The sequence below is a fragment of the Desulfobacter vibrioformis DSM 8776 genome (assembly GCF_000745975.1).
Classification (GTDB): domain Bacteria; phylum Desulfobacterota; class Desulfobacteria; order Desulfobacterales; family Desulfobacteraceae; genus Desulfobacter; species Desulfobacter vibrioformis.
Window position 1 is genome coordinate 16,651 of the sequence record NZ_JQKJ01000033.1, and the last position, 16,545, is coordinate 33,195.

10 protein-coding genes are annotated in these 16,545 nt (G+C 47.9%); 4 read left to right on the forward strand and 6 right to left on the reverse strand.

Annotated features, from left to right (window positions below):
• Window positions 1-52: 52 nt before the first annotated feature.
• The 5 genes from Q366_RS16595 to Q366_RS16615 all read right to left on the reverse strand — a co-directional run bounded on the left by Q366_RS16595 (window position 53) and on the right by Q366_RS16615 (window position 6,586).
• Window positions 53-1,684 (reverse strand): glycosyltransferase family 2 protein, encoded by a 1,632-nt coding sequence (locus tag Q366_RS16595; RefSeq protein ID WP_035241015.1) that lies wholly within the window; start codon window positions 1,682-1,684, stop codon window positions 53-55.
• 13 nt (window positions 1,685-1,697) lie between these two features.
• Window positions 1,698-4,790, reverse strand: a complete 3,093-nt coding sequence (locus tag Q366_RS16600; RefSeq protein WP_169742984.1) for a tetratricopeptide repeat protein — start codon at window positions 4,788-4,790, stop codon at window positions 1,698-1,700.
• Between the two features lie 4 nt (window positions 4,791-4,794).
• Window positions 4,795-5,448 (reverse strand): tetratricopeptide repeat protein, encoded by a 654-nt coding sequence (locus Q366_RS16605; RefSeq protein ID WP_035241020.1) that lies wholly within the window; start codon window positions 5,446-5,448, stop codon window positions 4,795-4,797.
• Window positions 5,445-6,146: a tetratricopeptide repeat protein gene (locus tag Q366_RS16610; RefSeq protein WP_035241023.1), complete on the reverse strand. Its 702-nt coding sequence runs from the start codon at window positions 6,144-6,146 to the stop codon at window positions 5,445-5,447. Before Q366_RS16610 ends, Q366_RS16605 begins: the two co-directional genes overlap by 4 nt.
• A gap of 104 nt (window positions 6,147-6,250) precedes the next feature.
• The gene (locus tag Q366_RS16615) at window positions 6,251-6,586 is read right to left on the reverse strand and encodes an STAS domain-containing protein (protein WP_035241026.1); all 336 of its coding nucleotides are present in this window, start codon (window positions 6,584-6,586) and stop codon (window positions 6,251-6,253) included.
• A 104-nt stretch (window positions 6,587-6,690) separates the two neighbouring features.
• Here Q366_RS16615 and Q366_RS16620 point away from each other — a divergent pair, with 104 nt between their 5' ends.
• From Q366_RS16620 to Q366_RS16635, 4 genes are all read left to right on the forward strand, one after another.
• The gene (locus Q366_RS16620; RefSeq protein ID WP_035241029.1) at window positions 6,691-7,497 is read left to right on the forward strand and encodes a PilZ domain-containing protein; all 807 of its coding nucleotides are present in this window, start codon (window positions 6,691-6,693) and stop codon (window positions 7,495-7,497) included.
• Between the two features lie 189 nt (window positions 7,498-7,686).
• Window positions 7,687-9,864, forward strand: coding sequence for a DctP family TRAP transporter solute-binding subunit (locus Q366_RS20480; protein ID WP_051958112.1), 2,178 nt, complete (start codon window positions 7,687-7,689; stop codon window positions 9,862-9,864).
• A gap of 11 nt (window positions 9,865-9,875) precedes the next feature.
• Window positions 9,876-11,990 carry a HAMP domain-containing histidine kinase gene (locus tag Q366_RS20485; protein ID WP_051958113.1) on the forward strand — a complete coding sequence of 705 codons (2,115 nt, stop codon included), beginning with the start codon at window positions 9,876-9,878 and terminating at the stop codon, window positions 11,988-11,990.
• Between the two features lie 100 nt (window positions 11,991-12,090).
• The gene (locus tag Q366_RS16635; protein ID WP_035241032.1) at window positions 12,091-12,957 is read left to right on the forward strand and encodes a diguanylate cyclase; all 867 of its coding nucleotides are present in this window, start codon (window positions 12,091-12,093) and stop codon (window positions 12,955-12,957) included.
• A 70-nt stretch (window positions 12,958-13,027) separates the two neighbouring features.
• On the opposite strand, the gene Q366_RS16640 is transcribed toward Q366_RS16635, so the two are convergent.
• Window positions 13,028-16,153, reverse strand: coding sequence for an efflux RND transporter permease subunit (locus Q366_RS16640; RefSeq protein ID WP_035241035.1), 3,126 nt, complete (start codon window positions 16,151-16,153; stop codon window positions 13,028-13,030).
• Between the last annotated feature and the right edge of the window lie 392 nt (window positions 16,154-16,545).

Here is a 16,545-nt window from a genome sequence, read left to right on the forward strand (position 1 = left end):
CAGTAAAAATAATGCCTTTTTGAATCTGTTTGTAATTAAAGAAAATAATGGTTCACTCATGCTCTTCCGGATGGTTAAAATACAGAACCGTTGTTAAAATGATAAAATGGTAAAAAGCCCAACAAGAGTTGGCAATGATTGCCGCGGCAGGTTCCCGTTCGTAGTAGAGGCGGTTGATCCCCACAATAACGGCTGCAAAACTTAAAACAGCTGTTAAAATTTGTGGCCATATACTGGAAAGGGGAAGCGCCTTACTTTGTCCTTTGGGGGTTATACCAAATGAACCCTTAACACCCAAAATCCCAAGAAGTGATGCCTTCATATATACCGGAAAACTGATTGCATTCAGCAAAATACCTTGAACAAGATCTTTAAACGAGTACATCCGCTGATGAAGCGTACTGAAAAACAAGGTCAGTGAAAGAATAATATATGGCAGGAAAAAAATGAAATAAATTTCAGGCTTTGAAAAATAGCTGGGAACGTTAAAAAGCAGATATAAAATGGGACAATAAGCCATCACAAAAAATACCCACCCGATGAAATAATGGGTGCCGGAAAGAAAGTATTCCCACCACTTGGCAGGTTTTAAGCTGAACGGATTTTTAATAAACACCCCGGCAATCGTGCGGAACAATCCGACTGTGCCCAGGGCCCAGCGGAACTGCTGCCTGAAATAACCGCCTAAATCCTCCGGCCCCATGCCAAAGGCACAAACCTTGTTCAGATATGCGGACTTCCATGCCCTGGTATGGAATTTAAGGGATGTGGCAAAATCTTCGGTCACGGAAGATTCATCAAAGCCCCCCACATCAGCCAGCGCGTCTGTTCTGAAAATAACGTTGGTGCCACAGCAAAACATGGCATCCTGATTACTTTTACCTTCGCAAATATATTCATAGAATACTGCTTGCTGCAGCCCGGATGCCCTGGCTACCCGATTGAATTCAAAGTTTGAGTAATATTGTGGTGTTTGAACGAAAGCCAATCGTGAATTGCCCTCCATCATGGCGACAAGGGGTTCGACAAAGTCCGGAAAAGGGTTCATGTCCGCATCAAAAACAATAATGTACTTTTCCTTTTCATTGCGGGTTTTTTCCTGAAATGGAAAAAACTGAAAACCTTCCCGGTGATTGCCTTCTACAAAATCAAGGAAATCGTTGATCATTCCTGCTTTGGCACCATGCCACCTGCGCCTGAAAAGATTGACGCCAATACCTTGGCATAAGACCTCCACATCTTTTTTGTAGGCTTCCATCTTTTCGGGTGTATCCCAGGCTGTGTCATAACGGGTGTCATCAAGAAAATAGAGGTGCTTGTTGGGGTAAGTCAGATTGTAAAAACATGTGATCGTATCCTCAACCACTTCCAGGGGCTCTTTATACGAGGCAACCACAATCGCCACCGGGGGATAAACACGAAGTGCCGCTGGCTCCACCTCGGCAGGTGTGTTGGATTTAGGATTCAAGATGACATTCAGGACATTTAAAAAATAACCGATGCTGTGAATCAGCACAAAAGTTTCAGCGCAGAGCAGACAAAACGCAACGATTTTTTCAAACCAGAGATAGGGTTCAATAATAAAAAGAACCGTGCGCGCGATCAGATACAAAAAAACCGCCAGCATGGTCAGGATCAATGCCAGCCCCAGGAGTGCGGTTTTAGAAATGGAAAAAGCGTTCATGGATTTCCTAGGCTTAAAATTGATATCGGACAGCTGCCTGAAAACGATTGGTGTCCCACTCCCCGGAGCGATGCACAAGGCCTTCTACATTTACCATCCAATGCGGATTAAATTCCAGATGCCATTTGAGGCTTAATTCTATGGATGGATTTTGATCTGAATTCTGCCCCAGGGAAACGACAATATCATAAAAATGGCGTGGACTTCCGCAAAAAAGCAATTTTGAAAGATCATGATACCATTCAAACGATATCCTTCCTTCCAAATATTCATCAGGCGTCCAGTAGGGGTGAATGATATCAATGAGATCGCCCTTTTGATATTGGTAGATATTGGTTTCCCGGGTGTCGCGGTATTCAGCCTTTAAATTTGTTTTAAATACGTTCGGGTGATCGGTGAACGCGTATCCAACGGACAATTCTCCTCTTTTTTCATGATTGTCGTCGTTATAGGAGAGGTATTGACCCTTTGCGCCAATATCCAACTGCCTGGTCGGATTGGATGTTATACCGAGCCACCACGCATCCACCTGGGTTTCCTGCCGGATCGCAAACTCATTATCAAACACATCCATCCGGTCAAAACCCAGGCCGATTTTTAAATAATCTTTCAGGTTTAACCATAAGTGGGCATTGCCGCTGTCGGTTCCTTCGAACTTTCCGCCATTACCGTATTTTTTTGTCCACCGAAACATGCCTTGCAGTTCCGGGGTCATAACACCGGACAGTTCAAATGTGTGGCCGTTAAATTCATAGGTATCATGGTCACCCAGGGCAGATTCCAGCCACTGGTGCCCCATGATACGGAAATGATAACGACATAAAAATGGTATGTCCACCTGAAGATCATACCGCTGGTGCTCGATTTGGGAGAGTTCACCCCGCCCCTGCTCCTTGGCATAGTAGTAATCTGTGCGGACCGATGGATTGCGCCGGATCTTGTTTGCCTCAAGTGCTGTCCGGGCTAAATTGTGCAAGGGATCAAGGTCAAGCAATGTCTGGTAGTACACAGCCTCCTGGTTGCATAACCCAAGCGAGCAATCCACCTGGGCTTGATCAAAAAGCGCTTCCTGGTTTCCGGGGTCATGGGCTGCCAGTTCCGACAGCGTGTTCCTGGCGGATAAAAACCGCAGATGATAGGCATGGTATTTGGCTTTTTGCTCTAAAAAGGCGGTTTTTTGAATTCGATACGCCGGCAATAATTGAATGCGAATTTCTTCCAGTCTTTGGTTCAGATATGATGCCTTGAGATATGATGCTTTGCGTATCGGTAAAAATGGTTTCTGGAAAAAAAGCGCATAGCCCTCATAGATCGAATCTTTCTGAACCATTTCCTTTAATTTTTCCAGCCGGCTGTGAACCGCGGTATCATTTAAACCCATTAATAATTCATTTGACAATTCATTCAGGTTTGTAAGAAGCATTTGATCCACCGGTGGATTATATAACTTCGCATAAGTTTCAAAGGCGCTGTCCATATGCTTTGCCCAGCATTGTGTGCGCGCCTGTTCAATCAGAACAACCGGATTTTGGGGCTGTGCCGACAAAAGCGCTTCATATGTCTCAACCGCTGCCTCATACTCCCTTGACCATGCCTGTACACGCGCAAGCCCCAGATTGATTTTGTAGTTCTCCGGAAATTGGGTGTTCAGCTCTTTAAATAATTCCCTGGCTTGTCCATATTGTTTGTCAACCCCCAATAGTTCGGCCAGTTCCAGTTTCGCAGGGAAGATTTCCGGATCCTTTTTTAAGGCGGTTTCATAGCAGAAAATGGCCTGGGAATTGAGACCGTGGACAGCAAATAAGCGGGCCCATTGCACTAACGCCATGGGGCGCTCCAATGCGGGATCAAACAATTTTTCCATAAACGCTTTTGATGCCATATCTAAATGGCCATCACTGAAATGATAATAAAATTCGGCCTCTATGTGTTTAGGGTCTAAGGCGTGTGCCTGCTGAAAAGCAGCGTGGGCTTTTTCCGGATCATTCAGTTTGAGCGCCGTCTTTCCCAATCCGATAAATGCCTTGATTTTATCCGGCATCGTTATAGACGGCATTTGGGTGGCACAGATCTCATAGGCATCATAAGCTGTATCATATTGTTTTAAATGGTAAAAGGTCTGCGCTTTTAATAAGCAGGCTTGGTGATACCATGCTGCAATGTCGCCGGTTCCGGTTTGTTCATCGTTATTTTCAGCGTTTGTAATCCATGTGTTATTGATCTGAACGATGCTTGGTTCCCTGAAAAACTGGTCAAACAAGTCCCGGGCCTGGAGAAACGATTTTTCCTGCAGCTTTAATTGTCCAAGCTCCAGGAGCAGTTTTTCCTTGGGAAATCCTTTATAAATGAGCATGCGATAGCGCCCCTCGGCTTCTTCATAACGTTGTGTACTACGTAAGAGTCCTGCCAATTTCAACTGGACGGTAAAATCATCGGGACGGGAGTTCAAGTAATCGCGGTAAATGTTTTCACTTTTGTAAAAATCCCCCCACATGTTCATAAGGTCAGCAAATTTCAGGTTTAATCCCGGCTGCTCGCCACCCATTGATCTGGCTTTTAAAATAAGGGTCCGACATTTCGCAGCATGGCCTGCATTGGCTTCCACATAGGCGGCTTCGCTTAAATCATCCGGATCAAGGGAAAAATGATCTTCACGGGAAATCAGCGCTTGATAAATTTCCATCGCTTGTTCGTATTGTCCTATTGCGGAATACGCACGGCCAAGCTGGCGCATTAACTCCGGTGATTTTGTTTTCCGGACAGTGGGCCGGACAGTGGGGCTGTTGAGCAAAAGAATCGCATCTTCATAGCGTTTGCTCCAAAGATAGGCATCGATAATCCCTTTCAGGGCATCAGGGTGATCAGGGTGTTTGCCGAGGATAATTTGAAACTGCGCAATGGCATCGGATAAAAGATGCTTTTTATATGATAAAAGCCGGGCCAGTGCCAGCCGTGCATCCAAATCAGGTATTTGCTCTGACTCGGGTATGATGGTTTCCCCCGCCAGAACACATTGGGGAGAAAATGTGATACAGCCGGCCAGGGCAATAATGCTGCAGGCAGTGGCCCAAAGAGTTCTCATCCGCCGGATTTTTGAAATACGCAAGCAATTATTCCCGTAGGGCATCTTGCAGCTCCCTGATCGCTTGGTCCTGTTTGCCGGCCCAAATCAAGACAAACGCGTATTTTTTCTTGATTTCCCGGTCATCCGGCAACGCATGGATCAAGTATTGGTAATGCGATATGGCTGCGTCATAACGTTTGACCCAGCTCAGAACCTGTGCAAGTTTCAGGCGCGCCTTATGGTCGTTGGGATGTGTTTTGAGATAATCCGTGAAAATCGTCTCTGCATCGGCGTAATTCTTCATCGTGATATACAGGTCAGCCATGGCAAGCTGAGCTTGGTCATCCAATTGCTTTTTGGGTAATGATTCAAGGCGTTTCAGGGCTTCTGTATGATCACCGCTCCAAAAATATGCCTTGGCCACCCCAATTTTAGCTTCCATCAGTTCCGGCTTTTCTTTCAACACTTTTTTATAGGCTTGGATTGCCTCCGGATAACGTTTGGCATAGGTCAAAAGCTTGGCCAGCTCCAATCTGGCTTTCCAATCCGGAATATCTTCAATCTGGGCTTGGTTTTCCCCCGGAGGATTTATGAATTCGTTTTGTGAACCGGCCTGGGATCCTGCGAAGCGGACGGGGAAAACGCATACACAAAAAGAAATAGTCAGACATGCCGCAAAAAGAAGTTTAGCATTTTTCATATAGAATCTCCCAATGCATCATAGTATTCAATAATCGCTTCATTGAAAGCCCCCTTCCATGAGAGTACCCGGGCAAGGTGTATCCGGGCAAGCCGGTGTTGGGGATGGGCAGCCAACACGCTGCGGAATAATGAAATGGATTCATCGTAGCGCTTCATCCATCCGAGCATTTCTCCCAGTTCTAATTTAAAGGAAACGGATTCGGGCTCCAATTGCAATAGTTTACGATATAATTGTTCGGCTGTCTGAACATTACCCTGCCGCTTATACAGCACTGCCAAGCGTGCCAACCGACGTTTATCCTCAGGCCATTTATCCGGACCCGGGCGATAGAGCCCGATGGCGTCATCAATCCGGTCGAATTGCTCATACAGTCCTGCCAATTGGAAAACCAGGGATTCATTATAAGGCTCTTTTTTTAAAATATCTTTAAATATTGCAGTGGCTTGATCAAAACGGCGGATTGAAAAGCAGGCAGAGCCTAAATGCATCATTGCCGTGGGGCTTTGCAATCCTGATTGAATGGCTGCTTTGTATAAAGGTATGGCACCTTCAAAATCGTTTTTTTCGAAACACTGTTCTGCCTTGCGAAAGAATACCCACTTTTCTTGGATTTGATGGTAGCCAAACGTAGCAAGTAGGGCCGTGGCCATTAAAATCAAACCGAAAACAAGGTATTGACGTTTTTTTAGGCTCATAAAAGATACGGTTGAATGTTATCTCTCATTATGTCTTGACGTATTTGATCATTGTAAACGAAATGGCCTTATTTTATCTGGATTTATCCATCAGGATTTATCCATCAGGCAATTGCTTTTAACGCTTCCTCCAAGGTATTGAAAAAAGGAAAAATACGGTTCATTTTGGTTAAATCAAATATGCTTCGTGTGGTATTATGGATGTTGCAAATCACAAGGCGCCCCCCCTTATCCATCGCTTTGAAACTTGCGATCAGGGCGCTTAGGCCACTGCTGTCAATAAATTCGACATTGGCAAGGTCCAGTATGATCCGCTGATGCCCGTCGCTGATCCAGTCAATCATCCTGCCTTTAAACACTTTGGCCACCAATGCATCGATCTGTTTTTCAAGGGGAATCACCACCAGCACATGATCTATCTCTTTTGAATTGATTTCCATTGCCAATGCCTTTTAGGGGTTGCGAACCGGCTGCTTTTGTTCTATTCAATAACATTGAATGGCATGGACTGCAAACCCTTTTGCCCAATTGGTTAAGATAAAACATGGATAAACGCCGTGAGATCCGCCGCTCAATCGAGTCGATTATATTGCCTTTTTTGGGCACCCGGGAAATTGATCATGAGCCATTTCAATTTTTAATCATGGATATCAGCGTGAACGGATTGAAAATAGCTATCCCCAGATGGCTGGTCGGCAGGGATATCTTAAAGCAGGATGAATTGATCAATATGCATATCCCGTTCCGTCTGGGTGCGGCTGAATATAAACATGGGCGGGTCATGTGGAAGAAATATGACGATACCGTTCCAGGTGATACTTACGGCATTTATATGGAAAACAGGATATCTCCTTATGATCCGGTATACATCTCACTGGAAACATTGAAAATAGATATTGATTTTCAGGAATTTGATTCTGTGGAAAATATATCGATTAAACTTCTAAAAGATATGTACCTATTGAAAAAAGGTATTTTAGTCTACCTGAAACACTTATTGCCCTATTTCACGCGAATAACAGAATATCGCGGTGAAGAATATAAGCAGCTCAAAGATATTTTTTTATCGGATATCATCAAAAAGGTTGGCCAAAATTATGAAAAGTTGTTTGCGCTTTATGAGGAAACAAGAAATATATGCTGTTCTCTGAATAACATCTCAAAGTCCATTGACCTTGAGGAACTCAGGGAGCTGGTCGAATCCGAAATCAATATTGAAATACTGAAATCCACATTTGAATCCGAATCCATCCTGCCATATCTTAACGCAATCAAGATTCTCGAACAAAAACAATATGCCAATTACAATATGATTGTCATGCTGTATGTGAAAGAACTGGAATACACATAAAAAACAAGATGAGTACAATCATTCGAAATGCTTTCATATTGAAATTCATCTTTTCATATATTTTTTTTGCAAGAATTTTAATTTTACGATACTTTATAAAAACAAAGCGATATTCTTAAAATTCATTTTATTTTGTTAGTATCAACGGATTAATGAACCGACCCCCCACTCAATCAAGGAGGCGGCAATATGAGTCAAAAGGCGACATGGATTATCCTGGCAGTGATCGTATCTGTTTCAGCATTCTGGTTTATTTTTACGGGCGGGTTGATTCCGGAACGGCATACGGATCAGGCCCCCCCGGAAACGGAATCCGGCGATCAGGTCATTACGCTGAAATTCGGCCATGACATGCCCGAAGCCAGTGCCCAGCATGAGACGGCCATCCGCTATGCTAAAGTCGTAAATTATAAAACCCAGAACCGCATCAAAATAGATGTTTACCCGGCCCAGTCACTGGGCACAGACCAGAATATGCTTGAAATGGCCCGGGAAGGACAACTGGCCATTATCCTGCCGCCAACAGCCAAGATGACGACCCTTGTCCCGGAACTCCAGGTCCTGGATCTGCCGTTTTTATTTCCGGATCGACAGAGCGCGTATGCGGTGCTGGACGGGGCACCGGGCCAGAGCCTGTTAAATAAATTAAAGGACCACGGCCTGGTCGGCGTATCGTTCTGGGAAAGTGGATTTAAACAGTTTACAGCCAACCGCCCCATCCGAACCCCCCGGGATTTCCACGGGCTGAATATCCGGGTGATGAAAAGCCAGGCCATTATGGATCAATACCGGGCCCTGGGTGCCAATCCCATCCCCATTGATTTTCATAAAACCTATCAGGCCCTTGCAGATGGAACCGTGGACGGTCAGGAGAATCCCCTTGTATCCATTGTGAATATGAAATTTTATGAGGTTCAGCCCTATATGACGATCAGCAACCACGGGTATCTGGCCCAGGCACTGGTCTTCAGTAAAACCGTTATAGACTCCCTGCCACTGGAAATCCAAAATATTCTTTTGGCCTCGGGGAAAGAAATCGTTTCTTTCGAACGTCAGGAAATCATGGAAGATGAAAAAAAGTTTTTCAAGACCATCCAGGATTTCGGAACACGTGTCCATCATTTGACAGAGCAGGAAAAAAAGGAATTTCGCCAATCCTTTGAATCGATTTACCTCAATTACCCGGAAGACAAAGGGAAAAAAATTCTTTCCATGATCCAGAATTTTTTGATCAGAAGGAAGATCACGCAACAGAATGAGATCGTGATCGGCTTGAATGCGGACATGAACTCCGCCTCAGCCCTTTCCGGAAAGGCCATTCACAGGGGAATGATACTGGCCGTGGATGAAATCAACCGCTCCGGCGGCATCCTGGGGAAAAAAATCCGCGTGGTTGCCAGGAACAACTCTGGTCTCAGTGCCCGGGGATTGGAAAATCTAAAGGAATTTGCTGCCATGGACAACCTCCTGGCAGTGATGTGCGGAATATACAGTCCCATTGCCCTTGCATCAATTGATTTTATCCACCAGGAAAAAATTATTTATTTAGATCCATGGGCCGCGGCCACAAAAATTGTGGATAACGGACACACGCCCAACTATGTATTCCGGGTTTCCGTCCGGGATGCCGAAGCCGGACCTTTTCTGGTCAGCAAGGCCCGGAACAGATACAAAAACATTGCCCTGCTTCTGGTCAATGACGGATGGGGCCGGGGGAATGAAAAGGGAATGCTTGCGGCACTGAAGCAGCAGGGAATGGCTCCCACGGATGTGCAATGGTTTTCCTGGGGGCAGGCAGATATGACCGAACAGCTCTCCGCCATTGAAACATCCGGAGCAGAAGTTATCCTGATGGTTTCTCCCGCCGCTGAAGGCGCAACCATCATCAAAAATATGGCTGCCCGGAAAAAGAAACTGCCCATTATATCCCACTGGGGAATTACAGGCGGAATGTTTTGGGAATCGGTAAAAAAGGAACTGGAAGCCGTAGATCTGAGTTTTCTTCAGACATATTCCTTTTTTGGGGAACAGACCCAGACGGCCCAAAACCTGATGGATGAATATTTTAAAATGTTTCAGGTCCAAACCCCGGGGGATATATTTGCCCCGGTAGGAACTGCCCATGCCTATGACCTGGTCAGGTTAATCGCCATGGCAGTGGAAAAGGCCCGGACCACGGACCGGTCTTCCGTCAGGGATGCCATGGAGAACCTGGGAGCGTATCCGGGTGTGGTTAAAAATTACAACCCGGCATTTACGCCGGAAGACCATGACGCCCTGGGACCTGACTCCTTTCTGTTATGCCGGTACAATGCCACCGGCCACATCATTCCCATTCTCGACATAGACCCTGAAAAAAACAAATAAAGACATCCGGGATGAAACATCAGACAGCGCCAAAACACAAACAACTGCAGCAGAAAATCAGGAAAAGCTATCTGGGATTTGTGGCCGGACTGATGCTGGCCGTTCTCGCGACGGTGTCCTGGGTCCTGGTGACGGAATTGGGAAACGGACTGGAGGACTCTCTTTCAGTAAAAGGGGTTCATATCTCCCGGCGCATGGATCTGCGCCTGGAATCCCTGCTCGATACCATTAAAAATTTCAGCCGGAACCATTTTATTATCAACGGAATCGTCCATCCCAAGAATCAGAAAGATTATCTGGGTATCATGGTCGAAGATTTCAGCCATCTCCAGAGTATCAGCGGAATCACCATCCTGGATTACGCTGGAAATCTCATCTCATCAAGTATGGTGACCCCGCCGAATTATAAAAGAAGCGTCTACCTGCGCCCGGTCCTGGAAACCGGGAAAAGCATCCAGGAATTCTACGGAAACGGGAACCATCTTCTGCTGATAGAGCCCATTCTCCATTATGACACCCCCATCGGCGCCGTGGTGGCCGAAGTAGACCTGCTTGACCTGATGACGCGTCTTCTTCCCGAGGATGAGACGGAATTTTACCGGCTCTATGCCGGTGACCGGATGTTGATTTCCCTGAATTACAAAAAAAATGCCAAATATATCATGGCAGATACAATCGCCGGCCCGGAAGGAATGGCTATCCTCAACCGCCTGGGTATCCGTATTGAATCCGGTAAGCTTCAGCAGGTTCATTATGAGCCCCTGATTGCCGTCATCATCCAGCTGATCTTTATCGGAGTGATTTTTCTTTTACTTGCTGCCTTGATCTCTATCCGTCTGGGCAACAGCTTGGCCCGGCCCGTTTTGAACATGGTGAACAAAGTGCGTTCCTCTGATGATCTGGACGCCACGGTTTCCTTCAGCCCGGCCGGGACAGGTGATGAACTGGAAATCCTGGCAGAGGCCCTGGACAAAAGAGATGCACAGCTCAGACAATACCGGGAAAATGCCATGATCCTGCTGGAAAAGAGTGAAGCCCGGAACCGCGCCGTGGTCGATAATCTTCTGGACGGCATCATCACCATTGATGAAAAGGCAATTATTGAAACCTTTAATCCGGCAGCGGAAAAAATTTTCGGGTATTCCCGGGAAGAGGTCATTGGCCGGAATGTAAAAATACTGATGCCGGGTGCCTACCACCGAAACCATGATTCATATATCCAAAATTACCTGACCACCGGCACGAAAAAGATCATCGGCATAGGACGGGAGGTGTCAGGGAAAAGAAAAGACGGCACTGTTTTTCCCATGGACCTGTCCGTAAATACCATGATGGTCCGGAATCATGAATTATTCACCGGCATCATCCGGGACATCACCCAGCGCAAACAGGCAGAAGCGCAACTGGTCGAGGCCAAGGAAAAAGCAGAGGAAGCCAATCGGTTAAAATCCGAATTTCTCGATGTTATGAGCCATGAACTGCGCACCCCTTTAACGGTGATGCTCGGCAACCTCCCTTTGCTTTCCGATCCCGGGGACATGCCTCCGGCCGAAGAAATCGTTGAGATCGTGGAAGATATAGATGATGCAGGACAGCACCTGCGTCAACTGATCAACGATATTCTGGACATCAGTAAAATCGAGGCCGGGCACATGCTTTTGAACCTGGAAGCCCTGGATATGGAAGCTCTGGCAGATGATTGCATTGCCACGATTCAGGGGTTGGCACAGAAGAAAAATCTCACGCTGGAAAAGTCCGGTCCATCCATCCGTATTACGGCAGATCCCCTGCGCATAAAACAGGTTCTGTTGAATCTGCTGTCCAATGCAGTGAAATTCACAGACACTGGCAAAATTTGCATAACATTTGAACCGGATCAGGATAACGCCCTAATCCGGGTAACGGATACGGGCTGTGGAATTGACTCAGCCAAACAGGAGCAGATTTTTGAAAAATTTACCCAGGCGGACGGCAGCGCCACCCGGGCAGCGGAAGGAACCGGCCTTGGACTGGCCATAACCAAAAAACTCGTGGAACTTCACGGCGGGAGCATCGGGGTGGAAAGCGTCCCGGGCAAAGGAAGCACATTTTGGTTTTCCCTGCCCCTGGCGTCATCCAGGACCTGATGTGCCGTAAAAGATCTTTGTATGCTGGGTGTTCGGTTGAACTTTTTACGGGGTCACCAATTTTTAGACAGACAGGGGTAATTCCTGACGGAGCAGACATATGAACAAGATACTGATTGTGGATGATAATGAAAAAACACGGACCATGCTCAAACGCCATCTGAAAAAGGAAAAGTATGAAATTTTTGAAGCCAAGGATGGTTTTGAAGCTCTGAAAATCGTTGAAACCGACAAGCCCGGGGTCATTCTTCTGGATGTTATGATGCCGAAAATCAGCGGGATGGACGTATGCCGGCGTATCCGGGCCAGGCATGACAGTGACCTGTTCCACATCATCATGCTCACCGGGGTTGCCACGGCCGAAAGCAAGGTATCCGGACTGGATATGGGGGCAGATGATTATGTGACCAAACCCTTTGACATTGTGGAACTGCTTGCCAGGATCCGGGTGGGATTTCGTTCCGTTGCCAACCGGAAACAGGCAATAATTGACAACCTGACCCAGGTTTATAATAGAAATTTTTTCACTGCCTATTTAAAAAAAGCCATAGAACAGGCACATCGGTACAATTATGATCTGTCCCTGATCCTTACGGATATTGATCACTTCAAAAAGGTTAATGACACCCACGGCCATTTGGCCGGGGATAAAATTCTGACAGAAATGGGATCCCTTTTGAAAAAATTCTGCCGGGCCTCGGATCTGGCGGTGCGGTGGGGCGGGGAAGAGTTTATCATTGTGATGCCGGAAACCAATATTGCCGGCGGGACAGTCCTGGCGGAAAAAATAAGAGCAGGGGTCGCTGCTCATGATTTTCCGGTGGTTTCAGGCATAACTGCCAGTTTTGGTGTGGCAACCCTGAAAAAAGAGGGGGCGGACAGACTATTGAAGGATGCTGATGAAGCGCTATATACGGCAAAAGAAAATGGAAGAAACCAGGTGGTCACCTATAGCGAAGAAGGATAAATACGAAAAGCAGAACATGGTCTCCATACCATTGTGAACTGGGAACAAAGGGCATTGTTGCTCTGTTGGATCAGGGCTCTGCGATCGTCCAGAATATCCGTTGAAAAAAAGACACCCCGTCATGGACAACATGGATCAGCACCGGAACGATAAACAAAGTGACCGGGGTGGCGATCAATTCTCCCCAGGCCAGAGATATGGCCGCAGGGATCAGGTACTGGGCCTGTTCCGAAGATTCGGACAACAGGGGTATCAATCCGCAGACCGTGGTCAGGGTGGTGAGAATGATGGCCTGGAAACGGATTTTTCCGGCTTTCATCAGGGCCTGAAAGCAGGACGGCGAAGAAGGCGCAAGCTCGTTGTAGCAGATGAGTAAAACCAGGCTGTCATTGACCACCACGCCGGTAACGGCCAGCATGCCGAAAAAGGAGAGTATGCTCAAGGGGATACCCATGATCCAGTGACCAATCACGGCGCCTACAAAACCAAAGGGAATCACTGACATGATGACCAGGGGCTGCCAGTAGGATTTCAGCGGTACAGCCAGCAAGGCGTAAATCAGGAACAGGATCATGATCAGGGCGCCAATCAGGCCGCCTTTCATCTCATCTTTCTCTTCCTGTTCACCGGCCATTTTGATGGACAACTGAGGATACAGCGCGTTGAGTTTTGGCGCGATTTTTTCGTAGATCAGTTTTACTGCCTCATCAGGGCTGATCACATCTTTATCCAGAGCGGCCTGAACCTGGACCACGCGATGCCCGTTCTGCCGGGCAATGGCGCTGGGTGTGTAACCGGATTCAATGGTGGACACCAGGGACAGGGGAACCCATCGGTCCTGATCGGTTTGAATGCGGGTCGCCAGCAGATCCTGCATGTAGCGGCGCCGGTCCTCCCGGTACTGGATCATGACCTTGACTTCTTCGGTGCCGCGCTGCACACGCTGTACTTCCAGACCGCCGAAGGCATCACCGATCTGTGCGGCCAGGTCAGCGGTTGTCAGCCCCAGGTGGCGGGCTTCGGGCTTGAGGCGCAGGCGGAGCTGGGGACTGCCTTGATTCAGGTCGTCGCGGAGGTCATGAATACCATCCACCTTGCCAAGCGCTGCGGTAAAACCCTTGACCGCAGCCTTTAAAACAGAATCCTCCGGTGCGCTCAGTTCAACGATAAAGCCCCCTCCGGTTTCAAACGACCCGCTGAAGGTCAGGGTCTCGATACCTTCCAGTGTGCCCACCTGTTTGCGCCAGCGGCGCAGGGTCTCCAGGGTATCCAGGCGCCGATCTGTTTCGGGTTGGAGTTCCGCGTATATTTCGGCGCTGGTCGGCCCGTCCACGCCGGTCATGATACGGGCAATGGGCGGTTTGTCGGTATCAAGCTCGGCCATGGCTTCCTCATTGAGCGTTTTTGCGACCTTTTCAATGGTTTCGAGGTGGGCCACGATCAGGTCCGATGGCGATCCGCTCCGGGTTTTAAGCTTAACCGTGATAATCTGGCCAGGAACTTCCGGGAAAAAAACCGTCTTGATCCAGCCGTTGAAAATCAGGCCGTAACTGCACAAGGCGATGGTCAGCAGGATAACCAGCGCGGCATAGCGCTGGTTGAGGGTAATCCGCAAAAGCGGCCGGTACAGGCGGTCTCTGACGAAAGCCATCAGGTCGCCGGCAAAATTCTGCACCTTGTTCCATAGACGGGCCGGGTGAAAGCCTTTGGCGGTTGTTCGTGGCTTGTCCATACGAATGCCCGCCAGATGTGCCGGCAGAATCAGCTTGCTTTCCAGCATGGAGGACAGAACTGAAATAATAACCACCCCCGCGAAACTGGCAAATATTTTGCCGATCTCATTGTCGATGAGCAGCAGCGGATAAAAAGCCGCAACGGTCGTGAAACAACCGAAAACCGTGGCGGTTGACACGCGCTGCACACCCTGGATGGTGCCGGCCACTGCATCGCCAGTCTCCCTGCGGGCCGCAAAAACGCTCTCGCCCACCACAATGGCGTCATCCACCAGGATGCCCAGGACAATAATCATCCCAAAGGTGGTGATGTCGTTGAGCGAATAGCCGAGAAACCGCTCGCCCATCAGCATCAGGGCGCAGGACAGGGAGATCGGAATACCCATGGCCACCCAGAACGCCAGCTTGACATTGAGAAAAAGAGTCAGCAGCACAAACACGATCAAAAGCCCCTGCCAGGCATTGGAGGCCAAGAGCGCCAGCCTGGCCTGCATATAGGGCGCCTGTGCGGCCCAGATGTCCACCTCGATTCCCTGGGGCAGCCGGGGGCGGATCTTGTCGATCACTTCGCGTGCAGCCTTGTTGATTTCAATCAGGTCTCCTTTTTCTCCGCTGTAAACCAGCATGCCCACCGAGGGTTTGCCCTGGAACCGGGCAAAATACGGCTCGGTTTCAAAGCCGTCCATCACGGTGGCGACGTCCCGGACCAGGAGTCTTGAGCCGTTAGCCAGGGTGCGCAGCCCGATGGCGGAGAATTCCTCATAGGAACCGGCCTTGTGGTCGGCTCGGATAATGATCTTGCCGCTGGTGCTTTCGATGCTGCCAATGGAATAGTCCAGGGAGGCCTTGTTGATGGCGTCGGCTACCCCCACCAGGGTCATGCCATGGGAACGCAGCCGGTCCATATCAATCTCGATGCGGATTTCATAGGGTTTTTGTCCGAAAAGTTCTATCTTGGTTATCCTGGGATGGGCGAGCAATTCTTCCTTCAGCTCCCGGGAAACCTTTTGCAGCGTAACATCGTCGATCTGGCCGTACACCTGCACAATCAGGGCCATGATATTAAATTCCTGCCGTGTTATAACGGGGCGTTCCGCGCGCCCGGGCAGGTTATAAATACTGTCCACCCGCGATTGAATGTCGTTTTTAAAATGGTGAATATCTGTCTTGCTGGTTTTCCGTACAGATACCCTGGCGTATCCCCTTTCTGAAACCGAGGAGATCTTTTTGATCCCGGGCATTCCTTCCAGCGCTTTTTCAATCCTGCGGGTGATGCCTTCGTCCACCTGTTCGGCGCTGGCGCCAGGGTACGCGGTTTCTATGGTGACTGTATTGGTCGGTATGGCTGGAAACCCTTCAATGCGGATGGTATAAAGGGTGACCGTCCCCGCGATCAGGACAAGAAGCATCAGCAGATTAGCCGCCACCGGATTCCTGGTAAACCAGGCAGATAAGGTGTGCATGGTCTACCTTTCTTTCTCTGGTTTGGGCTGAACGAGCAGCCCGCTGGTGAAGCTGGCGTTGGGTCAATGTCATAAAGTTAACAGGTAGTAAAAATATATTGTAAATACAGACTATTATGATATATTTGGTATTAACACCAACTCAAAATTTTTCTTATGAAAGGAGAATAATATGTCAAAAAAAGTTCAAAAACAAAACGATTGTGGCACGGAACCTGCTTTCCAAGATCTGTGCCGAACTGATCGAATATCTTAAAGAAATTTTGAATTCATCCCAATTTGTAGAGAGGCACAAACAATCCCAAAAAGATTTTATACGCCAAAGAAAACTTCCCTTTCAAACTCTTTTCCTGTTTTTCATAAATTTCATCAAAGGATCATATCAAGATGAG